This window comes from Stenotrophomonas sp. SXG-1 (assembly GCF_014083965.1).
Classification (GTDB): domain Bacteria; phylum Pseudomonadota; class Gammaproteobacteria; order Xanthomonadales; family Xanthomonadaceae; genus Stenotrophomonas; species Stenotrophomonas geniculata.
Window position 1 is genome coordinate 4123600 of sequence record NZ_CP046588.1, and the last position, 23063, is coordinate 4146662.

A 23063-nucleotide genomic window follows, 5' to 3' on the forward strand; every position below is an offset into this window, starting at 1 on the left:
GTGCTGCTGTGGGGCGTGCTGCTGGTTGCCCTTGCCGCGGCCGCCATGGCGCTGCTGTTGGGCCTGCGCCTGCGCACGCGCAGCCGGGCACTGGCCCGGCTGCAGCGCGAGCACAGCGCGCTGGCCGCCGACCGCGACCAGCTGCGCCATACCACCGAACGCCAGGGCCAGCTGGAACAGCAGCTGCTGCAGGCCAAGCAGGCCGCCGAAGCGGCCGTGCTGGCCAAGGGCGAGTTCCTGGCCACGATGAGCCACGAGATCCGCACCCCGCTCAACGGCATCCTGCCGATGCTGGAGCTGATCGCGCGCGGGCCGCTGGGCGAGGACCAGCGGCAGATGCTGGCCACCGCTTCGGCCAGTTCACAGCAGCTGCTGCGCATCGTCGACGACATCCTCGACTACTCCCGGCTGGAAGCACAGGCGCTGGAACTGGAGATCACCAGCTTCAACCTGCGCGACCTGCTCGATGGCGTGGTGCAGCTGATGCAGCGCGCCGCCGACGCCAAGGGCCTGGCCCTGGGCCTGCAACTGGATCCTTTGGTGCGCCTGCCGGTGCGCGGCGACCCGGTGCGCCTGCGCCAGGTGCTGAGCAACCTGCTGGCCAACGCAATCAAGTTCACCGCCCGCGGCCAGGTGCAGCTGCGCGTGCTGCGGCTGGGCGAAGGTGCCGCGCAGCACCAGCTGCGCTTCGAGATCATCGATACCGGCATCGGCATCGACGACACACTGCAGGCACGCCTGTTCCAGTCCTTCAGCCAAGCCGACGCATCCACCACCCGCATCTACGGCGGCACCGGCCTGGGCCTGGCCATCTGCAAGCGCATCATCGACCTGATGCACGGGCAGATCGGCGTGCAGTCCACGCCTGGCCAGGGCGCTACGTTCTGGTTCGAGATCCCGCTGCTGAAGGTTCCTGGCGACCTGCCGGCGATGGCGCGCGCGCCAGCACCGCTGCTGCTGTTCAGTGCCGATGCAACGCTGCGGGCACGCATCGAGCGCATCGCGGCCCATCATGGCCTGCTGGTGCACGCCATGGCGCAGCTCGATGCCGTGGTCGAGCGCCTGCGCGCGGTGCCGAGGCCGGGGCAACCGGCGCCGGCCTGGCTGCTGGTCGATGCACGTGCGCGCCACATCGGTGAAGCGACGCTGCAACAGGCGTTGGCCGAACGTGGCGAGGACGATGCCCTGCAGGTGCTGTGGCTGCAGGACGATACCCTTCCGGCACGCCCGCGCCAGCGGCAGCTACCCTCGCATTTCGACGACGCTGCGCTGCATGCACTGCTGGCTGCACCGGTCGCGCATGCGCGCCCTGCCGCGCTGCTGGCCAACGCCGAACAGGGGCAGCCCACGCCCACGCTGCCGCCGTTGCACCTGCGCGTGCTGCTGGTGGAAGACAACACGGTCAACCGGATGGTGGCCGAGCATCTGCTGCGCGTATTCCAGTGCGAGGTGCGCAATGCCGCCGATGGCGAGCAGGCGCTGGCCGCCCTTCGCGAAGGCGGCGTGGACGTGGTGCTGATGGATTGCCAGATGCCGGTGCTGGACGGCTACGCCGCCACGCGCCACTGGCGTGCGGAAGAAGCGGAAACCGGGCGCACGCGGTTGCCGATCATCGCGATGACGGCCAACGCCATGGCCGGTGATCGCGAGCGCTGCCTGCAGGCCGGCATGGACGACTACCTGTCCAAGCCGATCGCACGTGCCACGCTGCATGCGCTGTTGCAGCGCTGGGGTGGCGGGAAAGCTGCATCACCTGGACAGCCTTCCGTAGAGCCGAGCCATGCTCGGCTGACGGCCAATTGCAGTCGCACGCCATCAGCCGAGCATGGCTCGGCGCTACAGAATCCGGAAAAGCAGGTGGCGCCAGCACCGCAACCGGTACTGGACCGCGACGTGCTGGACGAACTGCACGCGGTAATCGGCGATACCGCCCTCCAGATCGTCTCGGTGTTCCTGGAAGATGCGCCGGCGATGGTGCAGCAGCTGCAGCAGGCCGCGCAGAACGGCGACGAGCCCCGCCTGCAGGCGGTCGCGCACAGCCTGAAATCATCAAGCGCGAACGTGGGGGCCTTGTCGCTGTCGGCGGTGGCGCAGCGGATCGAACATGAGGCCCGCAGCGGCAGCCTGCAGCGCCCCGCCGTAGCGGTAGCGCTGCTGGTTGCCGAATTCGCCCGTGCGCGCGTGGCACTGACGGGCTACCTGGCACAGCATCGCGCCGGCCAGGCCGGCTGAGTCAGTCTTCCAGCTTGCTCAGCAGGTACTTCGGCTCGCCGATGCGCTCGATCAGGTCGAGCTGGGTTTCCAGCCAGTCGATGTGCTCTTCTTCCGAGTCGAGGATCTTCACGAACAGCTGGCGGCTGACGTAGTCACCCACCGAATCGGAATAGGCCACGGCCTCGCGCAGGGTGACCACGCCATCGCGTTCCAGCGACAGGTCGCACTGCAGGATCTCGGTCGGGTTCTCGCCGATGCGCAGCTTGCCCAGCGCCTGGAAGTTCGGCAGGCCTTCAAGGAACAGGATGCGGTCGGCGAGCATGTCGGCATGCTTCATCTCGTCGATCGATTCCTTGTACTCATGTTCGGCCAGTTCCTTGATGCCCCAGTTCTTCAGCATCTTGGCGTGCAGGAAGTACTGGTTGATCGCGGTCAGCTCGTTGTAGAGGACCTTGTTGAGGAATTCGATGACCTTGGTGTCGCCCTTCATGGGGATGCTCCTGCACGCTGAAAACGCAGGCACTTTAACGCCTTGCGTGCGGTCGTGAAGGAACGCGAATCGTGCGCATTGGCCTATGCGGCCACGCGTGAAGGATGCGGAAGCGCGGCGTCAACGCGCCGCGAAAGAGACGTCAGGCGACCTGGGCCAGACCGAGGACCGGCAGCGGCAGATCGTGGGTGGCACGTGCCTTGGACAGCAGGTCGCCTGCCATGTCCAGGCAGGAACCGCAGGTCGCGCCACAACCGGTACGCATGGTCAGCTCGGCCACCGTGCTGACGCCATTGCTGGCGGCTTCGCGGATCTGGTGGTCGGTGACTCCGTTGCAGATGCAGACGTACACAGGCGTGAACCGGGCTGACAGGCCAAGAGTGGCCTGTTGGCTATTTCAATGGAAACGAGAATGGTTGTCAATCAGAGACCTGAACCATTCTCGATACGGTTCAGAGTGCGATCGAATACAACAGGGCCAGCACCGGCGTACTGAAGAACATGGTCAGCCAGTGCAGGCCACCGCCTGCCGCCCTCAGGCGCAGCAGGTAGTCCGCCAGATACAGGGCACCGGCACAGTTCACCAGGATGAGGACCATGCCCAGCCCAAGCGGGATCGTTGCGCTGCCGCCAAGCACCACCACGCCCAACGCCATCCAGGGCAGGCTGGCCAGCCGGACAACCAGGCCCTGCTGGAAATACCCGGCGGGGACGCGTTGTGACGGATCGACCCGCGGCCTGCGCGGCCTCCCCATCAAACCGCCCCCGGCTCACCCTTGGCCTTGCGCGGCCAGTAGCCACCGCGCTTGGGCGTGCGCTTGCGGGGCCTGTCGTGGCCGGCAGCGTGACCCGGCATCCAGGCCTCCGCAGCGCTCTTGGGCATGGCGGTGACGCCCTGCCCGGCCACCCCGCGCGCCAACGGCGCCAGATGTCGCAGAGCGCGCGCATAGACGCCACGCTTGAACATCACCACGTGCTCCACCGGGTACCAGAAGTCCACCCAGCGCCAGTGGTCGAACTCGGGCGAATCGGTATGGTCCAGCTGCACATGCGATTCGTCGCCGGTCAGGCGCAGCAGGAACCAGACCTGCTTCTGGCCGATGCAGACCTGCCGCTCATTGCGGCGGATGGCCCGCGCCGGCAGCTTGTAGCGCAGCCAGCCGGGCGTCGCCCCGAGCACTTCCACGTGCTCAGGCAGCAGGCCGGTCTCTTCCTGCAGTTCACGATACATGGCCTCGACAGGCGTCTCGTCGGTGTTCATGCCACCCTGCGGGAACTGCCAGCCGTCCCGGCGCACACGTCGTGCCCAGAACACCTGGCCGTCCTGCCGCATCAGCACAATGCCGACGTTCGGTCGATAGCCGTCCGGATCGATCACGATGCGGACTCCTAAGAAAATCTACTGGTCGGGACTATCCCATGCCCTCTGTCGACCCACAAGCACGACACAAAAGTGTTGACAGGGTCGATACACATCCGCAGAATAGCGGGCTCACCAAGGCTATGTAGCTCAGCCGGTTAGAGCACAGCACTCATAATGCTGGGGTCGGTGGTTCGAGTCCACCCATAGCCACCACACTGAAAATCAAGTTGTTTTTCAGTGTGAAAAGTGAGAAAATAGTTGCACGTTTTGCCCCGTCGCCAAGCGGTAAGGCACCTGACTCTGACTCAGGCATTCGGTGGTTCGAATCCATCCGGGGCAGCCAAATTAAAAACAAAAGGCCAGATCGAAAGATCTGGCCTTTTGTTTTTAATTTGGTCGCGCATTCCACCTGATCCCCGCGCCTGTCGGCACGCCCCCTTGAACATCAAGGGGGCTCTCCTCCAGAGAGGGGTCCGGGGTCGGATCCTTTTCAGAGAAAAGGGCTCCGACCCCACCCCCTTCTGACATGTGAAGCCACGGGTAGTACCGACCGCTGGCCGGCAACCCGGGAATGCATGACCCCGAAACGACAAAAGCCCGGCCGAAGCCGGGCTTTTGCTTTTCCATCCAGCGGGCTCCCGAAGGAGCCCAACCAGGCGCGGTAGATCAGCGCTTGGAGAACTGGGTGGCGCGGCGGGCCTTGTGCAGACCGACCTTCTTACGCTCGACTTCACGGGCGTCACGGGTCATGAAGCCGGCCTTGCGCAGCTCGGACTTCAGGGTTTCGTCGTACTCGACCAGAGCACGGGCGATGCCCAGACGGATCGCACCGGCCTGGCCGGTGGTGCCGCCGCCAGCGGCGGTGACCAGGATGTCGAAGCTTTCGGTGTTCTTGGTCAGCTCGAGCGGCTGGCGCACGATCATGCGCGCAGTCTCACGACCGAAGAACTCGTCCAGCGGACGGCCGTTGACGGTGATGTTGCCCGAACCCTTGCGCAGGAACACGCGAGCGGTGGAGGACTTGCGGCGGCCAGTGCCGTAGTTTTGAGTGATAGCCATGATTAGATATCCAGAACCTGCGGCTGCTGTGCGGCGTGCGGATGCTCAGTGCCGGCGTAGACCTTGAGCTTGCGGTACATCTGGCGACCCAGCGGGCCCTTCGGCAGCATGCCCTTCACGGCGATCTCGATCACGCGCTCCGGGTGGCGCTCCAGCGCCTGTGCCAGGGATTCGGTCTTCAGGTTGCCGATGTAACCGGTGAAACGGTGATACATCTTGTCCTGCAGCTTCTTGCCGGTGACGGCAATCTTTTCTGCATTGATGACGACCAGGTAGTCGCCGGTATCAACGTGGGGGGTGTAGACCGGCTTGTGCTTGCCGCGCAGACGGCGGGCCAGCTCGGTGGCGAGACGGCCCAGGGTCTTGCCCTCGGCGTCGACGAGGTACCAGTCGCGCTGGACGGTCTCGTTCTTGGCAGTGAAAGTGCTCATGAAGAACTCTAGGTTAGGTCGGGCTCATTGCGGCGAAAGGCTCACCGGAACTCTGCCACGCGTTGTGAAAAGGTGAAGCGTAAGAGGCGGGATTGTACGCAGGTCAGACCCCCGTTGCAAGCCGGCCCCTGACCGGGTTGGCAGGGGGACGGGGCCGGGCGAGAATCGCGGGGTCTTCCGCCCCACCGTGTACCGCCATGACCGTGCTCCGCCAGATCACCCCGCTGGACCACCTGCTGACCGAGGCGCAGCGCGCCCTGGACACGGTGTTCGGCAACCCGCCGGCGGCCCGTCCCTACCCGGCTGCGGACACCGACGAGCCGGGCATGGACAGCACTGAACGCCGCCATGCGGCCGGGCTGATGCGGATCAACCATGTCGGCGAGGTCTGCGCGCAGGGCCTGTACTTCGGCCAGGCCGCCGTGGCCCGCGACCCGGCCACGCGTGAACACCTGCTGGAAGCGGCCCAGGAAGAGACCGACCACCTGGCCTGGTGCGCCACCCGCCTGGGCGAACTGGACAGCCGTCCGAGCCTGTTCAACCCGCTCTGGTATGCCGGCAGCTACACCATCGGCACCCTGGCCGGGCTGCGTGGCGACGGCTGGAACCTGGGCTTCGTGGTCGAAACCGAGCGCCAGGTGGAAGCCCATCTGGACGAGCACCTGGTCGACCTGCCGGCCAGCGACCTGCGCAGCCGCGCGGTCATCCAGGTGATGAAGGAAGACGAGGCCCGCCACGCGGAGCACGCCGAGCAGGCCGGCGCACGCCGCCTGCCGTTCCCGATCCCGGGCGCGATGGCGCTGGCCTCCAGGGTGATGAAGACCATCGCCTACCGCATCTGAAGGGTTGTCCGCACCAACGGCGTGGGCCTACCAAGAGGTGCGGCGGGGCCTGACGGTGGGGCGCGACCGTTGGTCGGGCCATCAATCAGTTCGGCGACACCAGCTTCAGGCCGATCACACCGGCCACGATCAGGCCCACGCAGGCCAGGCGGGCCGGCGATGCGCTGTCGTTGAACAGGTAGATGCCCAGCACCGCCACGCCCATGGCGCCGATACCGGTCCAGATCGCGTAGGCCGTGCCGACCGGGATGCTCTTCATCGCCTGGCTCATCAGGTACAGGCTGATCAGCGCGGACACGACCGTGGCAGCAGTGGGAAGGGGTTTGCTGAAGCCTTCGGAGTACTTCATTCCGAGGGCGAAACCAATCTCGAACAGGCCGGCCAGCAGCAGGTAGATCCAGGGCATGGGTGGGGGCTCCTTACCTTTTTGAGAAAAACGAAACGGCCCGGTGTTTTCACACCGGGCCGTGGGTCGGTACATCACCGTGGAACCACGTCGCTTGCGCGACACCAGTTCCACGGGGCGGGTCGTCCCGCCTGGGCGGCGATGCCTGCCGGCATCGCGCATGGGGCTTACTCGGACAGGTTCCGGCCGTGGAACAGCTCTTCGATCTCGCGCTTGAGCAGCGCTTCGATCTTCATGCGTTCCTTGAACGACAGGTTCTTGGCCTTTTCCTCGAACAGGTACTGGTCCAGGTCGAAGTCCTTCAGGTGCATCTTCGTGTGGAAGATGTTTTCCTGGTAGACGTTGACGTCGAACATCTCGTAACGCGACTTGATGTTCTTGGCCAGGAAGTTCTGGATCGAGTTGATCTTGTGATCGATGTAGTGCTTCTTGCCCTTCACATCGCGGGTGAAGCCACGGACGCGGTAGTCCATGATCACGATGTCCGACTCGAGGCTTTCGATCAGGTAGTTCAACGCCTTCAACGGCGAAATGACGCCGCAGGTGGCCACGTCGATGTCGGCGCGGAAGGTGGCGATACCTTCCTGCGGGTGCGTTTCCGGATAGGTGTGCACGGTGATGTGCGACTTGTCCATGTGCGCGACCACAGCGTCGGAGATCAGCTCCTTGCCGGCCTGCTTCTTGTCGATCACCGGTTCTTCGGAGATCAGGATGGTCACCGAGGCACCCTGCGGGTCGTAGTCCTGGCGGGCCACGTTCAGGATGTTGGCGCCGATGATCTCGGCGACATCGGTCAAGATTTGAGTCAGCCTGTCGGCGTTGTACTCTTCATCGATGTATTCAATGTAACGCTGACGCTCCTCTTCGGTGCGCGCGTAACACACGTCATAGATGTTGAAGCTCAGCGCCTTGGTGAGGTTGTTGAAACCCTGCAGCCTCAGGCGAGGCAACGGCTTGACCACGGCGGTCGATTCCTGTGTAAGAAGGGAAAGGGGGAATTATGGGGCAAACTGTCCCCGGGGGGAACGTGAAGATCGCTCACATCTGGCACACTGTTTGCCCTTAACAATTGCGCTGGTTAAGCTCCGCTATCGACCCCGTGAATCCGTTCATGCGCAGAGGGAGCGCTCCTATCGTGTCAACCGTGCGCCTAGCTAGCAGTCCACTGGCCCTGGATATCGCCACAATCGATCGTTTCCTGGCGCACAGCCACAGGCGGCGATACCCCACCCGTACCGACGTCTTCCGACCCGGTGACCCGGCGGGAACCCTGTATTACGTCATCAGCGGCTCGGTTTCGATCATGGCCGAGGAAGATGACGATCGCGAGCTCGTGCTGGGCTACTTCGGTGCTGGCGAGTTCGTCGGCGAGATGGGCCTGTTCGTTGAATCGGACCGCCGCGAGGTGATCCTGCGGACCCGCACCGCCTGTGAGCTGGCCGAAATCAGCTACGAGCGCCTGCATCAGCTGTTCCTCGGCCCGCTGTCGGCCGATGCCCCGCGCCTGCTGTACGCGCTGGGCCAGCAGATCTCCAAGCGCCTGCTCGACACCAGCCGCAAGGCCAGCCGACTGGCATTCCTGGACGTCACCGACCGGATCGTGCGCACCCTGCACGACCTGGCGCAGGAACCGGAAGCAATGAGCCACCCGCAGGGCAGCCAGCTGCGCGTCTCGCGCCAGGAACTGGCGCGCCTGGTCGGCTGTTCGCGCGAAATGGCCGGCCGCGTGCTGAAGAAGTTGCAGACCGACGGCCTGCTGCATGCCCGCGGCAAGACCGTGGTGCTGTACGGCACCCGTTGACCGTTGAGCACCCGGTGGGTGCGGACCTTGGTCCGCACTCCTTCGCGCGCTAGGCTCGGGGCATGGAGCTGAGCAGCGAATTCTGGTGGTTCATCCTCATCGGCCTCGGCGCGCAGCTGGTCGACGGCGCGCTGGGCATGGCTTTCGGCCTGGTCTCATCGTCGGTGATGCTGAGCATGGGCCTGCCGCCGGCGCAGGTCAGCGCCAGCATCCACACCGCGGAAGTGTTCACCACCGGCGCCTCGGGTGTGTCGCACCTCGCCGCCGGGAATGTCGATAAACGCCTGTTCCTGCGCCTGGCCCTGCCCGGCGCGGTGGGCGGCGCGGTGGGCGCCTACGTGCTCACCCAGATCCCGGGCGAGATCATCCGGCCACTGATCTACCTGTACCTGCTGGTGCTGGCGATCATCATCCTGGCCCGCGCGGCCGGACGCTGGATGCCCAAGGGCGAAATCCGCCGGGTACCGGTGCTGGGCTTCTTCGCGGGCCTGCTCGACGCCAGCGGCGGTGGCGGCTGGGGGCCGATCGCCACGTCCACCCTGCTCGCTCGTGGTGGCCAGGCGCGCACCACCATCGGTACGGTCAATGCGGCGGAGTTCGTGGTCACGCTGACGGTGTCGGCGACCTTCCTGCTGTCGATGGGCGTGCAGCACCTGCAGATCGTCGCCGGCCTGCTGATCGGCGGCATGATGGCTGCGCCAGTGGCGGCCATCCTGGTCAAGCGGGTGAAGGAGCGCTGGGTGCTGGTGGCCGTTGGCATGCTGGTGCTGGGCATCAGCCTGTTCCAGATCGGCCATGCGGTGTACGGGCACCTGTATCGCTGAGTCATCCCCTGTAGAGCCGAGCCATGCTCGGCTGATGGCGCACGGATACCGCAACGAAGAGCAGCCGAGCATGGCTCGGCTCTACAGCAGGCTAGGATCAGGCCTTGTCGCCGCCGCGGTCCACGCAGCCCCAGTTGAGGATGCGGGTACCGGCCGGCAGCACGCGGCGGAAGAAGTCCACCCTGCCCGGCTTCGGGTTCACCACCACCGGCGCCTTGGCCGCCAGCAGCAATGGCAGGTCGGCGGTGCTGTCGGAGTAGGCGATATCGATATCGCCGTAGCCGCGCTCGCGCAGCATGCGCATCTTCTCTTCGTTGTGGCAGTGGCGGGTCGGGCCGACGCCGCCCAGCCGTGGGCCAACCTCGGTGCCGATCACCGGTACGTCCTGGTGGGCGACGAAGGCCAGGATCGCCCGTGCCAGCTCTGGCGGCGCGCCGGTGGCAACCACCACGCGGTCGCCCTTGGCGCGGTGCGCGGCGAACACCTCCAGCGCCTGCGGCAGCAGCTTGGCGCGCATCTGCGCCTCATTGCGCAGCACATAGGCGTCGATGACCTTGTTGAAATCGCGCGCACGGTGCAGGCCGAAGCTGCCGATCCACACATAGACCGAAATACCGGCACGACGGGTCGGCAGCAGCGCCACCATCGGCCCGGCAATCGGCGTGACCAGCAGCGCCGCCAGCATCCGCAACGGGTTGCGCTTGATCAGCGAGGCGAACAGGTGGGTGCCCGAATCGCCGTCGTAGAGGGTGTGGTCGAAGTCGAAGACCACCAGCGGCGCATCGTCGCGTGGCGTCGGATAGTGCGTTTTCATGCCGCGAAGAATAGCTGACGCAGGCCCTCGCCCGGCTCTTCCACGCGCATGAAGGCCTCGCCGACCAGGAACGCATGGATGCCGGCATCGCGCATCAGCGCCACGTCCTGCGGGCCGAGGATGCCGCTCTCGGTCACCAGCAGGCGGTCACGCGGCACCGCCTTCTGCATGTCCAGCGTGGTCTGCAGCGACACCTCGAAGGTGCGCAGGTTGCGGTTGTTGATGCCGATCATCGGTGCCGGCACCTGCAGCGCACGCTCCAGTTCGTCGATGTCATGCACTTCCACCAGCACGTCCATGCCCAGCGACAGTGCCAGTTCGGACAGGGTGGCCAGCTGGGTGTCGTCCAGCGCGGCGACGATCAGCAGGATGCAGTCGGCGCCCAGCACGCGCGCCTCGTACACCTGGTAGGCGTCAATCACGAAGTCCTTGCGCAGCACCGGCAGCGTGCAGGCCTCGCGGGCCTGCTGCAGGTAGGCGTCGGCACCCTGGAAGAAATCCACGTCGGTCAGCACCGACAGGCAACTGGCGCCACCGAACTCGTAGCTGACGGCGATATCGGCCGGGCGGAAATCCGGGCGGATCACGCCCTTGGACGGGCTGGCCTTCTTCACCTCGGCGATGACCGCGGGGTCGCCATTGGCCACGGCCGCCTGCAGGGCGCGCACGAAGCCACGTACCGGCGGGGCGCTGTCCACGGCGGCCTGAAGCGCCTCGAGCGGGCGCTGGGCGCGGCGCTGGGCCACTTCTTCGGCCTTGCGGGCCAGGATCGTCTGCAGGATGTCGCTCATCGTCGTCGGTTCGGTGCGGGGGCGGTGAGGACGGCCATTATCGGCCATCAAAAGGGTCAGGCTGAACCGCGCGCTCAGGCAACCAGCGCGCGGGTGGTCTCCACATACTGCTGCAGGCGCTGGCGGGCGCTGCCGTTGGCGATGGCTGCACGGGCACGGGCCAGGCCATCGCCGATGTCGCTGGCCACGCCGGCCACGTACAGCGCGGCGCCGGCATTCAGCGCCACGATGTCCAGTGCCGGTCCCTGCTGGTTGTCCAGCACGGCGCGCAGCATGGCGATGGACTGCTCCGGGCCGTCCACGCGCAGGTTGCGGCTGGCCGACATGGCGATGCCGAAGTCTTCCGGGTGGATCTCGTACTCGCGCACCTTGCCGTCGCGCAGCTCGCCCACCAGGGTGCCGGCGCCCAGCGAGATCTCGTCCATGTTGTCGCGGCCCCAGACCACCATGGCGCGCTCGGTGCCCAGCTCGCGCAGCACGCGCGCCTGGATGCCCACCAGATCGGGGTGGAACACGCCCATCAGCACCGACGGCGCGCTGGCCGGGTTGGTCAGCGGGCCGAGGATGTTGAAGATGGTGCGCACGCCCATCTCGCGGCGGACCGGCGCGACCACCTTCATCGACGGATGGTGGATCGGCGCGAACATGAAGCCGATGCCGGTCTGCTCGATGGCCGCGGCCACCTGGGCCGGCTGCAGTTCGATGGCGGCACCCAGTGCTTCGACCGCATCGGCGCTGCCGGACTTGGACGACACGCTGCGGTTGCCATGCTTGGCCACGCGCGCGCCGGCTGCGGCCGCCACGAACATCGCGCAGGTGGAGATGTTGAAGGTATGCGAGCCATCGCCACCGGTACCGACGATGTCGACCAGGTGGGTGGTATCGGCCACCGGCACCGCCAGCGCGAATTCGCGCATGACCGTGGCCGCGGCCGCGATCTCGTCGATGGTTTCCTTCTTCACCCGCAGGCCGGTGAGGATGGCGGCGGTCATCATCGGCGAGACATCGCCGCGCATGATCTGCCGCATCAGGTCGACCATTTCGTCGAAGAAGATTTCGCGGTGCTCGATGGTGCGTTGCAGGGCTTCCTGGGGGGAGAAGCTCATGGGAATGCTCCTTGGATCAGGCCGCCGGACGCTGCAGGAAATTGCGCAGCAGGGCGTGGCCGTGTTCGGTGAGGATGGATTCGGGGTGGAACTGCACGCCCTCCACCGGGAACTGGCGGTGACGCAGGCCCATGATCTCTTCGATCGAGCCGTCCTCGTTCTCGGTCCAGGCGGTCACTTCCAGCGCATCGGGCAGGCTGTGCTTGTCCACCACCAGCGAGTGGTAGCGGGTGGCCTGGTAACGATCCGGCAGACCGGCGAACACGCCCTTGCCTTCATGGCGGATGGGCGAGGTCTTGCCGTGCATGATGTTGCCCGCGCGGATGACCGTGCCACCGTAGACCTGGCCGATGCCCTGGTGGCCCAGGCACACGCCGAGGATCGGCGTGGTCGGGCCCAGGCGCTGGATCAATTCCAGCGACACGCCCGCTTCGTTGGGCGTGCACGGGCCAGGCGAGATGACGATGCGCTCGGGCTTCTGCGCGGCGATCTCGTCCACGCTCATCGCATCGTTGCGCACCACCTTCACTTCGGCGCCCAGCGTCTGCAGGTACTGCACGAGGTTGTAGGTGAAGCTGTCGTAGTTGTCGATCATCCACAACATGGTCAGGTTCCGTCGCTTATCAGGAAAATGGCGTATACGTTTTCGGTGTAGGTGATGGGGCCGGCTTCAATGGACTCCGGTGCACCGGGCGCAGGTGCCGAGGCCGGTGCATAGCTGCCGGTCACCGAGATCCTGTCCAGATACTCACCATCCTCGCCCGGCTGCGGCCATTGCCCGGCCTGGATGCCGTAGGCGAAGTCCGGCGCCACGTCGGAGATGCTGTACAGGCCACGCACTTTCGTTCCATAGGCCTTGGCCAGGCCCTGCGCGGACTCGCGGGTCTTGGCCGCTGCTTCGCCCTTGAGTTCGCGTCGCAGCGCCACTTCGCCCGAGTAGGTCGGGGCCACGCTGCTGACCTGCACGTTCTCGTTGGCCTTCAGCGCACCCAGCACGTCCTGCATCGCCTTCACGCTGGCGAAGCTGGCACGCAGCTGGCGCGACACGCGGGTGCCGATGAAGACCTGCCGGTTCTGCTCATAGCGCGTCGCCGGACCGATACGCAGGTTGTCCGCGCGCACGCTGCCTTCCACCGCCTTGTGCTGCTTGAACAGCGCCAGCACGCGCGCGACGTTGTCCTGCACGCGGTGGCGCGCGGCGTCGGCATCCATGTCGGTCTCTTCGATGTTCAACTGCAGGCCGAACCGGTCCGGCATCACCACGCGGCGCGCCTCGCCCTTCACCAGCAGGTGCGGCTGCGAAGGAATGGTATTGGCCTGTGCCCACGCAGACGGGGCCATCGTGGCCAGCAGCGACGACCACAGCAATGCGCTCAGCAGCTTCATGCGGTACTCCTTGTCTTGAATGGGAACTGCAGGAGGTGCCGCGGCGCAGGCCACGGCACGGAAAGGCTCACAGGCCCTTGGCGGCCTGGGCGACGGCGCGGAACAGCGCGCGGCCCTTGTTCATCGTCTCGTCCCATTCCTTGTCCGGGTCCGAGTCGTAGACGATGCCGGCGCCGGCCTGCACGTACAGGCGGCCATCCTTGATCACCGCGGTGCGGATCGCGATCGCGGTATCGGCATCGCCGTGCCAGCCGATGTAGCCGATGCTGCCGGCATAGACATTGCGCTTGATCGGTTCCAGCTCGCGGATCACCTCCAGCGCGCGGATCTTCGGCGCGCCGCTGACCGTGCCGGCCGGGAAGGTGGCGCGCAGCACATCGGCATAGCTCAGCCCCGGCTGCAGCTGCCCGGTCACTTCGCTGACGATGTGCATGACGTGGCTGTAGCGTTCGATCACGAACTGCTCGCCCACTTCCACGGTGCCGGCCTTGGACACGCGACCGGCATCGTTGCGGCCGAGGTCGATCAGCATCAGGTGCTCGGCGCGTTCCTTCGGATCGGCCAGCAGTTCGGCTTCCAGCGCCAGGTCCTGCTCGACGGTGGCACCGCGCGGACGGGTGCCTGCGATCGGGCGCACAGTCACTTCGCCGTCCTGCAGACGCACCAGGATTTCCGGCGACGAACCGACCACCTGCAGGTCGCCGACATCGAGGAAATACATGTAAGGCGACGGGTTCAGTGCACGCAGCGCGCGGTACACGTCCACCGGGCGCGCCTTGAACGGCACGCTCAGGCGCTGGCTCAGCACCACCTGGAAGATGTCACCGGCGCGGATGTATTCCTTGCTGCGCTGGACCGCATCGACGAAGCCTTCGCGGGTGAAACCGGAGACGAAATCGGACTCGTCCAGCACATCACTGTTGAGCGGGGCGGGATAACCGGCGCCCGGTGCGCGCAGCTTGGCGGTCAGTGCATCCAGGCGGGCCTGGGCCTGCTCGAAGGCGCCCTCGACCCGGGGGTCGGCATGCACGATCAGGTACAGCCGGCCCTTGAGATTGTCGAACACCGCCAGCTCATTGGAATCCAGCAGCAGGATGTCCGGGGTGCCCAGTTCATCACGGCCGGCCGGCGGCGCCAGGCGCGGTTCGATGTAGCCGATGCATTCGAAACCGAACCAGCCGACCAGGCCACCGGTGAAGCCCGGCAGGCCTTCCAGCTTCGGCACCGAGTGGGCGCTGCGCAGCGCCTCGACTTCGGCGAAGGGATCGGCTACCTCGCGGGTGTCCACCACCTGGCCGTCTTCGCGCACGGTCAGCGTGTGGCCGTGGAAGGCATACACGCGTCGCGCCGGCAGGCCGATGATCGAGTAACGACCGAAGCGCTCGCCGCCTTCGACGGATTCAAACAGGTAGGTATTGGGGCCGTCGGCGAGCTTCAGATAGACCGAAAGCGGCGTGTCCAGGTCGGACAGCACTTCACGGACGACGGGAATATGGGTGTGGCCTTCAGCGGCCTGCTGCTGAAACTGAGCGTGCGAGTTCAAGACGACTTTCCTTCCGGGACACAGCGTTATGGGGGCGGACGACGGCAACGGGCCACCATCGCCACCAACGGCGTGCGGAAGAAAGGGTATGCGGGGTCGTCAGGCTGGACACCCCTTGACTGTATCGCAGCCGGGGCGGGAGGGGAACCCCGCCGCCGCGGCGCGGTTCATTCGGCCATTAGCCCATCCGCCGGGCGTTCTCCTGGGCCTCCAGCCCCTGTTGCTGGGCCAGTCCAGCCGCCGTCACCTGTTCGCGACCGGTGTTCAGGGCGTCAACCTGCGCCGTGCTCACGGCCAGCGGCTGGGCCATGCCGGCCGCCACGTCCACGTGCGCATGTCGGCGGTGGGCCGCCTGCAGATCCGGGGTGTCGACCGCGAATGCCCGCGTGCGGTCGTCACTGAGCAGCACATGGGAAATGGCCTGCAGCCCATCGCGCTTGGCCTGCGCAGCCAACGCCCCGGCCAGCTGGTCGCTCTGCAGGTTCGGGATGCGGCCATGTGCCACATCGAGGCCGTGCACGCCGGTCTGCGCGCCCTTGAACAGATGGAAGTCGATGTGCCCCGGATCGTTCAGCGCTGGCATCTTCGCGGCCCCCTCCTGCAGCTGCGCATGCGGCCGTCCAAGCAGCTTGCGCGCGGCCGCCTCCTGGCTCGCGATTGCCGCGTCGAGACTGGGGTTCATCGTCTCGCTCATGCCATGCCGGTCCACCGACTCCCCCATGGTCGCACTGCCGCGCCCGATCACCCACGACGTCTTGGCAAGGTTGACCAGGTTCTGCGGCAGTGCCGGCGTGGGCAGGTGCGTGGCAATGCCCTTGTTGGCCATCGCACCCAGCCCGACGGTGCCGGCCAGCACGGCCGGCGCCTGCGAGGTCAGCCCGGTGATCTGATGGCTGCTCCAGTTCATGCCCATGTGGAAAGTCGCGCCGTACACGGCATAGCCATTGCGCAGCCCATTGGCCACGCCATGCACGCCCTGCTGCAGCTGGCCGCCCAGATGATGGCCGCCGGCGCGGATGCGGCCGGCATCCGCCGCTGCTTCACGGGTGGCTTCACGGGCCTTGGTTTCGTGTTGATTGCGGGCCGCGTCACCGTGCTCGCGCATCTGCCTGGCCATGTCGTCGGCACCGAGCGCACCCAGCACGCTGGCCCCGATGTTCCAGCCGTAACTGCCCTTGGCCTGCACGCGGTGGCTGACCGATTCGACCAGACCCTGCAGCTCGCGTCCCTTGGCAATGACCGTCGCGCCGCCTTCGATGCCGACCCGCATGCTCTTTCCACCGTAGTCGACCACGGTGCCGATCGCATTTCCCTGCAGGGTCGACGCACGTTCGACGGCCACGCCGGACAGGCTCATGCCCCGGCCCGCCAGCGCGCCGACCTGCTCGACATGTTCACCGGCAATCCGTCCGGCACGCATGCCACGCGCACCTGCGATCAGCACCTCGGCCAACGGGCCACCGTATTCGGCAAGCTGGCTTGGCGCTTCTCGATGGCGGCGGTCCACCACCTTTCCGTTCACTTCGGTCTTGGCGTCCAGCAACAGTTCCATCCTGCCCGCGGCCACCGGAACATTGCGCAATGCTTCTGCCCCGGATTTCGACGCCAGCTGGTCAACCAGCTGGGCCGTGGCCGTCTGCGCGCCGGCCGGCATCATCTCCTGCAGCTTGCGGGTAACCATCTGCTGCACGCCCGGCTGGCGCAGCAGCTGGCTGGTCTCGCTGGCCAACAGGCCAAAGCCCTGCCGGTGATGCTCGTTGAGCCGCTTCAATCCGTTCTGCACATCGTTGAGCACTTCACCCGAGGTCTGGTAGGTGTGCACTGTGTCGCGCGTGTTGAACACCGGCAATCCGTGGGATTTCGCGTAGCGATCGGCGGTGGCCGGATGCAGGCCCGCCGAATTGAAGGTGGTCGCACGTACACCGGTCACCGCCGAAGCGGCAGAGGCCATGCCACCGCCAAGCGAATGACCGGCGAGTTCAAAGTGGGTACCGGAGGTCTTCAAGCGACTCGCCAGTGCCATGGCCCGATCGTAGTAGTCGCTCTGCATGCCCACGCCCTGGCGTCCGTTGTTGAGGAAATCCTCGCCTCCGGACTCACGCCGCCCGCCTTTCGCCCGGGAATCGATGATTTCGCCCGTGGATCCCTTGAACACCAGCACCGGCTTGGCGTCATCACCGAACACTCTTTTGTCCGGAATGTAGATCTCTGCGCGGAAACCCGAGTCGTTCGGCCGCATCAGCTTCTTCAGGTCGGCTGCACCCAGGCTGATGCCCGCCGCTTTGAGCGTGTCCGGGTCGGTCACGGCACTGGCTCGCGTCCACCCGACCGGCGGTTCTCCTTTGCCCTTTGCCGAGGCATACACATCATCAGCAAGCGAACCCAGCTCGCGGGCGTGATAGGTCTCGCGCAAGCGCGCCGCTTCGGTGGCGTGTCCACCGCCCTGCAGTTGCTCGACCAGGTGCTGCTGCGCCTGGACGCTCCTGGCGCGGGCCTGCAGCAGGCGTTCCTGCTGCTCGGGATCGTGACCGCTCATGGCAGACTCCATTGCTCATCAGTGAAGACGCGGTCATCCAGGACCTGCTGGAATGACCACGGCCAACGCTATCATCCCCCGAACGCGTCCATGTCAAGGAATCACATGCACCGTCACCCTCACAGTTCCTTTACGCCATTTTCCTGCCTGGCGCTGATGCTGCTGATGCTGCTGAGTGCCTGCGCGCGCACGTCTTCACATGGCGCGGAGCGCTATTTCGAGGGCAAGGCCCTGGAGCTGGCCATCGCCGCCGAACAGGGTGATGCGGCGACGATCACGCGCCTGATCAAGACCGAAGGCGTGAACCCCGACAAGGAGTTCTCGAAGCAGGATGGCATTCCGCTCATCGCGTGGCCGTTGCGCGCACAGAACCTGGAAGGCCTGCGCGCGATGCTCGACAACGGCGCCGACCCGAATGCACGGCGTATTGAAACGCTGGACGGCGAGACGTTCCGCCACAACAACGCCATGGTCTATGCCGCGAAGATGGACGATCCGCGCTACCTGGCCCTGCTGCTGGATCATGGCGGCGACCCGGACACGCGCACCTCCAATACCGAAACGCTGCTGTTCCAGGCCTTCATTTCCGGCAACCTGTGGAAGAACATCCAGCTGCTGGTGGAGCGCGGCGCACACGTCAACGAATCCAACATCGGCCAGGCCGATACGGTCCTGAGCTGGTACACCGGCCGTGGCGGCTTCGAGCAGGCCTACTGGCTGCTTGAACATGGTGCGGACCCCACGATTGCATCGCCGTCATCGGCGCAACCGGGCGCGCCCGATCGGATGGCCATGGTCGAAGCGATCTACTGGGAAATCACCACACCGGACCTGCTGCCGTGGCAGAAGAAGTGCCAGCAGTGGCTGATCGATCACGGCATTGCCCGGCCGCCGCTGCCGCAGTACATCCGCGAGAAGCGTGAAGCATTCGGATTCCCGGCGAAGGAGCAGGACATACCGCCGTTGTAGGACTTCCGGTGCGGCTCAGCGCGGCTCGGACAACAGTGCACAGCCCACGGGCAGGTGCATCCGCACCCTGCCCGGCACGCACGCGATGCGGAACTGGCGCGCCTGTACCGGTTCACCGTCCAGGTTGAGCGTCAGCGGGCGCTCGGACTCCACCTGCAACCATGGCACCCGCGCGCGCGTTGCCAGCTGTTCCAGCGCGGCCTGGGTGCCGGACTTCAGCATCTGGCCGAGCGTGGCGGTGACTTCCCCCTCCAGCTCCGGAAGCACCGTCACGTCCAGCTGCCCATCATCGATCAGTGCCTGCGGGCACAATTGCTGGCCACCGCCTGCCTGGCGGCCATTGCCGATGCCGAGCGCGATGAAGTCGCCTTCCCACGCGAAGTCCGGGCCGGACAGCCGCGCGGTGATCGGCTCGATGCGACCCAGCTTGGCGATGCCGGTGATCACGTAGGCCAGCCCGCCCAGCATCTTCTTCAAGCCGGCATCGGTCTCCACCGTTACCTGCGTGCCAAAACCACCGCTGGCAAGGTTGGCGCACCAACAGTGGGTGCCATCGGCGTCCACGCGCAGGAGATCGATCGCATGCGGCGTCGCCTGCCCGATCAAGCCGAAGGCCTCCTTCGGCTCGGTGGGAATGCCGGCAGCAGTCGCGAAGTCGTTGGCGGTCCCCATCGGAATCAGCGCCAGTGATGGCAGCGCATCCGCCGGTTCCTCACGGTGGGCCAGGGTCTCGGCCACCGCGCTGAGCGTGCCATCGCCACCGGCGGCCACGATCACGTCCACACCATGATCGATCGCCTCGGCCACGTAGCGTTCGGCGTCACCGTCCTCCCAGGTCACCCGCACTTCCAGCTGCACGCCCTGCCCGCGCCAATGGCCGACGGCGTCGCGCAACTCATCGTTGCCAGCGGATTTGCCATTGAGGATCAGGCGCCAGCGCGGTGCGGCCATGTGGTGCTTCCAGGACGGGGGCGCACAGGCTAGCAATGCGCTGTTTGTCCGCGGTGAATGTCACGCAGATGTCATTCAGCAACCGGAGAATGGAAGGCCATAGCAGGGACGACGGATGGAGGCAGGATCAGCCTCCCACGCATGCAGCGAGGCCACGCCGGGGTTTGGCGTGGCTTTTTTTTTCGGCGTTCGCAGGGAGTGCGAACCAAGGTTCGCACCTACCTGGTTGCGGTTCGCCCCATCGGGTTGGTAGATCCACGCCATGCGTGGATGCATTTCATTTCAACCGTTGGCGAAATCGTGCAGCGCCTGGCCCTGCAGCCGATACACGGTCCACTCGTCCTGGGGCTTGGCACCAGCGGCGGTGTAGAACTCGATGGCCGGGGTATTCCAGTCCAGCACCGACCATTCGAAGCGGCCGCAGCCTTCGGCCACGGCCTGCCGGGCGATGTATTTCAGCAGCGCCTTGCCTGCGCCGACGCCGCGCTTTTCCTGGCTGACGTACAGGTCTTCCAGGTAGATGCCCTTGCGGCCCAGCCAGGTGGAGTAGTTGTAGAAATACACCGCATAGCCGATGGCCTCACCGTCGGCTTCGCAGATCAACGCGCGTGCGGTCGCGTCGGCACCGAACAGGCTCTCGGCGATGCCGATCTCATCGGTCTGCACCGAATGCTCGGCCTTCTCGTAGATGGCCAGCTCACGGATGAAGTGCAGGATCAGGCCGGCATCGGCCACGGTGGCCGGACGGATGTTCAACACGGCCACCGTACCCATGGCTCAGCCCCTTGCCGCAGCAACGTTCGCGCGCATCTGCGCGATCACGTCCTGGTAGCTGGTCTTGGCGTTGAAGATGGCCGAGCCGGCGACGAAGGTGTCAGCGCCAGCGGCGGCGATCTCACCGATGTTGTCGGCCTTCACGCCACCGTCGATCTCCAGGCGGATGTCCTTGCCGCTGGCGTCGATCATCTTGCGCACCACGCGCAGCTTGTCCAGCGCCGAGGGGATGAAGGCCTGGCCACCGAAACCCGGGTTGACCGACATCAGCAGCACCAGGTCCAGGTCATCCAGCACCCAGTCGAGGATGTCCACCGGGGTGGCCGGATTGAGCACAATGCCCGGCTTGCAGCCCAGCGAGCGGATCAGCTGGATGGTGCGGTGCACGTGGCGACTGGCCTCCGGGTGGAAGCTGATGTAGGTGGCACCGGCTTCGGCGAAGTCCGGGATGATGCGGTCCACCGGCTCAACCATCAGGTGCACGTCGATCGGCGCGGTGACGCCGTGCTTGCGCAAGGCCTGGCAGACCATCGGGCCGATGGTCAGGTTCGGCACGTAGTGATTGTCCATCACGTCGAAGTGGACCCAGTCCGCACCGGCGGCGAGGACGTTGTCGACTTCCTCGCCGAGGCGGGCGAAGTTGGCGGAGAGAATGGACGGGGCGATGAGGCAGTTGGACATGGCCGGGGCCTTCGGAACGGGGAAAGGATTCTCCCGCCCGCAGGCGGGACTGTCGGGTCAGCGCTTGCGCAGGGTCTTGATGCGGTCGTAGGCGGCGTTGATCCGCCGCGACTTCTGCTCGGCCTGCTGCTGCAGCTCGGGGGCGGCACCGCCCAGCTTGTCGGGGTGGTACTGCGAGATCAGCTTGCGATAGGCGCGCTCTACCTCGGCATCGGTGGCCTCGGAGGTCAGCCCCAGCTCCCGGTACGGGTTCTCCTTGTTCAGGCGGAACCAGTCCGAGTCGAAGGCATGGCCGATCAACAGGCCGACCACCGCGCCAAACAGCGGATTGGGCCGGAACAGCAGGGCGCCGGCGATGAATCCGAGCAGTTTTCCGTACCAGCGCATGGCGCTCCGGGGTCGACCGACGAAATGGACGCTCATTTTACGTCACAGCGGGCCCGGACGGCTTTACACTAGGCCGCCCGCTGGTCAGCGGGCCCGCCGGGTCCGTTGGGCAGCCGTATCGACAACGCCCCAGGAGTGCCCGTGCCAACCACGCTGTTGCAATCCGATCTCCCCGGCCTGCCCTTGCGCCATCGCGGCAAGGTGCGTGATGTGTTCGATATCCCGCGCGAGCGGCTGCCTGCAGGGACCCCGCCGGGCGACTACCTGCTGATGGTGGCCACCGATCGCCTGTCGGCGTTCGACGTGGTCCTGCCCGACCCGATCCCGGGCAAGGGCGAGATGCTCTGCCAGGTGTCCAACTTCTGGTTCGCCAAGACCGCGCACCTGATGCCCAACCACCTGACCGGCATCGACGTGGCCAGCGTGCTGCCCGAGGGCGTGGATCCGGCCCTGTACGCCAAGCGTGCGGTGGTCACCCGCAAGCTGAAGGCGGTGCCGGTGGAAGCGATCGCCCGCGGCTACCTGATCGGCAGCGGCTGGAAGGACTACCAGCGCACCGGGAAGGTCAGCGGCATCGACCTGCCCGATGGCCTGCGCCAGGCCGAGCAGCTGCCGGAGCCGATCTTCACCCCCTCGACCAAGGCCGCCGTCGGCGACCATGACGAGAACATCGATTTCGATGCGATGGTGAAGCAGGTCGGTGCGGACCTGGCCGAGCGCGTGCGCGACGCCACCCTGCGCATCTACAAGTTCGCCGCCGACTACGCCCGCGAGCGCGGCATCATCCTGGCCGATACCAAATTCGAGTTCGGTACCGACGCCGATGGCCGCCTGTACATCATGGACGAGATGCTGACGCCGGATTCCTCGCGTTACTGGCCGGCCGACGAGTACGAAGTGGGTACCAGCCCGCCGAGCTACGACAAGCAGTTCGTGCGCGATTACCTGGAGACGCTGGACTGGGGCAAGACCGCCCCGGGCCCGACCATCCCGGCCGAGATCATCGAGCGCACCCGCGCCAAGTACGCCGAGGCGCTGCAGCGCCTGGCCGGGATCAGCGTCGACTGATCCGCCTGCGCCCCCGGCCGGAAAGGCGGGGGCACTCTGAAGGGGTAGTGCCGGCCGCTGGCCGGCAACCTCGGCGAATCCGCAGCCAGGCATGGCCTGGCTCTACTGTCGGCTCTGGCGGGAGTATGCTGGCCGCATGCAGACATCCACCGAGCTTGCGCGGCCGATCGACCGCTATTTCGCCAGCTACTCCGACGACCACCGCAATGTGATCAACCAGCGCATCCACGTGGTGGCGGTACCGGCGATCCTGTGGTCGGTGGTGGCCCTGCTGTGGTGCTTGCCGCCGCTGATCACCTGGTTCCAGTACGGCATCTGGTCGGCGTTCGCGATGTTCAGCGCCTGGTGCTTCTACAACAAGCTGTCGCGCCCGCTGGGCATCGGCATGCTCATCCAGTTCTTCGTGTTCGGCTGCCTGTGCCGCCTGCTGGAAGCCGAAATCGGCCTGCAGGCCCTGCGCTGGCTGGCGGTGGGCGTGTTCGTGGTGGCCTGGATTGCGCAGTTCATCGGCCACACGTTCGAGGGCCGCAAGCCCAGCTTCCTGACTGACCTGACCTACCTGCTGATCGGCCCGGCCTGGGTGATGGCCAAGTTCTACCGCAAGCTCGACTGGCGCTATTGAACTGC

The 23063-nt window shown here is 66.0% G+C and carries 26 protein-coding genes and 2 tRNA genes; 9 read left to right on the forward strand and 19 right to left on the reverse strand.

Annotation, left to right across the window (positions count from 1 at the left end; all coding sequences use genetic code 11):
- Complete coding sequence (locus tag GOC52_RS18800; RefSeq protein ID WP_191850126.1) at positions 1-2232, forward strand: ATP-binding protein; 2232 nt, start codon at positions 1-3, stop codon at positions 2230-2232.
- 1 nt (position 2233) lies between these two features.
- On the opposite strand, the gene bfr is transcribed toward GOC52_RS18800, so the two are convergent.
- The 4 genes from bfr to GOC52_RS18820 all read right to left on the reverse strand — a co-directional run bounded on the left by bfr (position 2234) and on the right by GOC52_RS18820 (position 4082).
- On the reverse strand, positions 2234-2704 hold the full coding sequence (gene bfr, locus GOC52_RS18805; RefSeq protein ID WP_019336610.1) for a bacterioferritin: 471 nt from the start codon (positions 2702-2704) through the stop codon (positions 2234-2236).
- A 142-nt stretch (positions 2705-2846) separates the two neighbouring features.
- Positions 2847-3056, reverse strand: coding sequence for a (2Fe-2S)-binding protein (locus tag GOC52_RS18810; RefSeq protein ID WP_010482642.1), 210 nt, complete (start codon positions 3054-3056; stop codon positions 2847-2849).
- Between the two features lie 100 nt (positions 3057-3156).
- On the reverse strand, positions 3157-3459 hold the full coding sequence (locus GOC52_RS18815) for a hypothetical protein (protein WP_224328682.1): 303 nt from the start codon (positions 3457-3459) through the stop codon (positions 3157-3159).
- Positions 3459-4082 carry an RNA pyrophosphohydrolase gene (locus tag GOC52_RS18820; protein ID WP_010482644.1) on the reverse strand — a complete coding sequence of 208 codons (624 nt, stop codon included), beginning with the start codon at positions 4080-4082 and terminating at the stop codon, positions 3459-3461. The genes GOC52_RS18815 and GOC52_RS18820 overlap by 1 nt, the downstream gene beginning before the upstream one ends.
- A 121-nt stretch (positions 4083-4203) precedes the next feature.
- On the opposite strand from GOC52_RS18820, the gene GOC52_RS18825 reads away from it, so the two are divergent.
- Both GOC52_RS18825 and GOC52_RS18830 read left to right on the forward strand, forming a co-directional pair.
- Positions 4204-4280, forward strand: a tRNA-Met gene (locus tag GOC52_RS18825).
- A 55-nt stretch (positions 4281-4335) separates the two neighbouring features.
- Positions 4336-4410: transfer RNA gene (locus GOC52_RS18830), tRNA-Gln, on the forward strand.
- A gap of 323 nt (positions 4411-4733) precedes the next feature.
- Here GOC52_RS18830 and rpsI read toward each other — a convergent pair.
- Together rpsI and rplM are read right to left on the reverse strand one after the other, a co-directional pair.
- The gene (rpsI, locus tag GOC52_RS18835) at positions 4734-5126 is read right to left on the reverse strand and encodes a 30S ribosomal protein S9 (RefSeq protein WP_005411311.1); all 393 of its coding nucleotides are present in this window, start codon (positions 5124-5126) and stop codon (positions 4734-4736) included.
- Positions 5127-5128: 2 nt separating this feature from the next.
- Positions 5129-5557: a 50S ribosomal protein L13 gene (gene rplM / locus GOC52_RS18840; protein WP_005414692.1), complete on the reverse strand. Its 429-nt coding sequence runs from the start codon at positions 5555-5557 to the stop codon at positions 5129-5131.
- A gap of 197 nt (positions 5558-5754) precedes the next feature.
- Between rplM and coq7 the strand changes: the two genes are divergently transcribed.
- Positions 5755-6399 (forward strand): 2-polyprenyl-3-methyl-6-methoxy-1,4-benzoquinone monooxygenase, encoded by a 645-nt coding sequence (coq7, locus tag GOC52_RS18845; protein WP_010482647.1) that lies wholly within the window; start codon positions 5755-5757, stop codon positions 6397-6399.
- Between the two features lie 85 nt (positions 6400-6484).
- On the opposite strand, the gene GOC52_RS18850 is transcribed toward coq7, so the two are convergent.
- Together GOC52_RS18850 and speD are read right to left on the reverse strand one after the other, a co-directional pair.
- Positions 6485-6805, reverse strand: coding sequence for a DMT family transporter (locus GOC52_RS18850; RefSeq protein WP_005411314.1), 321 nt, complete (start codon positions 6803-6805; stop codon positions 6485-6487).
- Positions 6806-6972: 167 nt separating this feature from the next.
- A complete protein-coding gene (gene speD, locus GOC52_RS18855) occupies positions 6973-7767 on the reverse strand; it encodes an adenosylmethionine decarboxylase (RefSeq protein ID WP_006473908.1) in 795 nt (264 codons plus the stop codon).
- Positions 7768-7916: 149 nt separating this feature from the next.
- On the opposite strand from speD, the gene crp reads away from it, so the two are divergent.
- The gene (gene crp / locus GOC52_RS18860) at positions 7917-8606 is read left to right on the forward strand and encodes a cAMP-activated global transcriptional regulator CRP (protein WP_010482649.1); all 690 of its coding nucleotides are present in this window, start codon (positions 7917-7919) and stop codon (positions 8604-8606) included.
- Between the two features lie 62 nt (positions 8607-8668).
- On the forward strand, positions 8669-9430 hold the full coding sequence (locus GOC52_RS18865; RefSeq protein WP_191850128.1) for a sulfite exporter TauE/SafE family protein: 762 nt from the start codon (positions 8669-8671) through the stop codon (positions 9428-9430).
- A gap of 97 nt (positions 9431-9527) precedes the next feature.
- On the opposite strand, the gene GOC52_RS18870 is transcribed toward GOC52_RS18865, so the two are convergent.
- The 7 genes from GOC52_RS18870 to GOC52_RS18900 all read right to left on the reverse strand — a co-directional run bounded on the left by GOC52_RS18870 (position 9528) and on the right by GOC52_RS18900 (position 17606).
- A complete protein-coding gene (locus tag GOC52_RS18870) occupies positions 9528-10244 on the reverse strand; it encodes a haloacid dehalogenase-like hydrolase (RefSeq protein ID WP_010482651.1) in 717 nt (238 codons plus the stop codon).
- The gene (trpC, locus tag GOC52_RS18875; RefSeq protein WP_191850130.1) at positions 10241-11035 is read right to left on the reverse strand and encodes an indole-3-glycerol phosphate synthase TrpC; all 795 of its coding nucleotides are present in this window, start codon (positions 11033-11035) and stop codon (positions 10241-10243) included. The genes GOC52_RS18870 and trpC overlap by 4 nt, the downstream gene beginning before the upstream one ends.
- Before the next feature lie 74 nt (positions 11036-11109).
- A complete protein-coding gene (trpD, locus tag GOC52_RS18880; RefSeq protein ID WP_043399367.1) occupies positions 11110-12141 on the reverse strand; it encodes an anthranilate phosphoribosyltransferase in 1032 nt (343 codons plus the stop codon).
- 16 nt (positions 12142-12157) lie between these two features.
- Positions 12158-12745, reverse strand: a complete 588-nt coding sequence (locus GOC52_RS18885; protein WP_049448425.1) for an anthranilate synthase component II — start codon at positions 12743-12745, stop codon at positions 12158-12160.
- A gap of 2 nt (positions 12746-12747) precedes the next feature.
- Positions 12748-13527, reverse strand: coding sequence for an SIMPL domain-containing protein (locus tag GOC52_RS18890; RefSeq protein ID WP_010482656.1), 780 nt, complete (start codon positions 13525-13527; stop codon positions 12748-12750).
- A 67-nt stretch (positions 13528-13594) separates the two neighbouring features.
- The gene (gene trpE, locus GOC52_RS18895) at positions 13595-15070 is read right to left on the reverse strand and encodes an anthranilate synthase component I (protein WP_109815072.1); all 1476 of its coding nucleotides are present in this window, start codon (positions 15068-15070) and stop codon (positions 13595-13597) included.
- Between the two features lie 178 nt (positions 15071-15248).
- Positions 15249-17606 (reverse strand): XVIPCD domain-containing protein, encoded by a 2358-nt coding sequence (locus tag GOC52_RS18900; RefSeq protein WP_126560925.1) that lies wholly within the window; start codon positions 17604-17606, stop codon positions 15249-15251.
- A gap of 105 nt (positions 17607-17711) precedes the next feature.
- Here GOC52_RS18900 and GOC52_RS18905 point away from each other — a divergent pair, with 105 nt between their 5' ends.
- Positions 17712-18575, forward strand: coding sequence for an ankyrin repeat domain-containing protein (locus GOC52_RS18905; protein ID WP_230080636.1), 864 nt, complete (start codon positions 17712-17714; stop codon positions 18573-18575).
- Between the two features lie 15 nt (positions 18576-18590).
- On the opposite strand, the gene yegS is transcribed toward GOC52_RS18905, so the two are convergent.
- From yegS to GOC52_RS18925, 4 genes are all read right to left on the reverse strand, one after another.
- On the reverse strand, positions 18591-19526 hold the full coding sequence (yegS, locus tag GOC52_RS18910) for a lipid kinase YegS (RefSeq protein ID WP_191850132.1): 936 nt from the start codon (positions 19524-19526) through the stop codon (positions 18591-18593).
- A 282-nt stretch (positions 19527-19808) separates the two neighbouring features.
- Positions 19809-20291: a GNAT family N-acetyltransferase gene (locus GOC52_RS18915; protein WP_010482662.1), complete on the reverse strand. Its 483-nt coding sequence runs from the start codon at positions 20289-20291 to the stop codon at positions 19809-19811.
- Positions 20292-20303: 12 nt separating this feature from the next.
- Positions 20304-20981: a ribulose-phosphate 3-epimerase gene (gene rpe / locus GOC52_RS18920; protein WP_010482664.1), complete on the reverse strand. Its 678-nt coding sequence runs from the start codon at positions 20979-20981 to the stop codon at positions 20304-20306.
- 57 nt (positions 20982-21038) lie between these two features.
- A complete protein-coding gene (locus tag GOC52_RS18925) occupies positions 21039-21368 on the reverse strand; it encodes a J domain-containing protein (protein WP_005411327.1) in 330 nt (109 codons plus the stop codon).
- Between the two features lie 141 nt (positions 21369-21509).
- Here GOC52_RS18925 and GOC52_RS18930 point away from each other — a divergent pair, with 141 nt between their 5' ends.
- Together GOC52_RS18930 and GOC52_RS18935 are read left to right on the forward strand one after the other, a co-directional pair.
- Positions 21510-22436: a phosphoribosylaminoimidazolesuccinocarboxamide synthase gene (locus GOC52_RS18930; RefSeq protein ID WP_191850134.1), complete on the forward strand. Its 927-nt coding sequence runs from the start codon at positions 21510-21512 to the stop codon at positions 22434-22436.
- Positions 22437-22572: 136 nt separating this feature from the next.
- Positions 22573-23058 carry an Mpo1 family 2-hydroxy fatty acid dioxygenase gene (locus tag GOC52_RS18935; RefSeq protein WP_010482667.1) on the forward strand — a complete coding sequence of 162 codons (486 nt, stop codon included), beginning with the start codon at positions 22573-22575 and terminating at the stop codon, positions 23056-23058.
- Positions 23059-23063 lie beyond the last annotated feature (5 nt).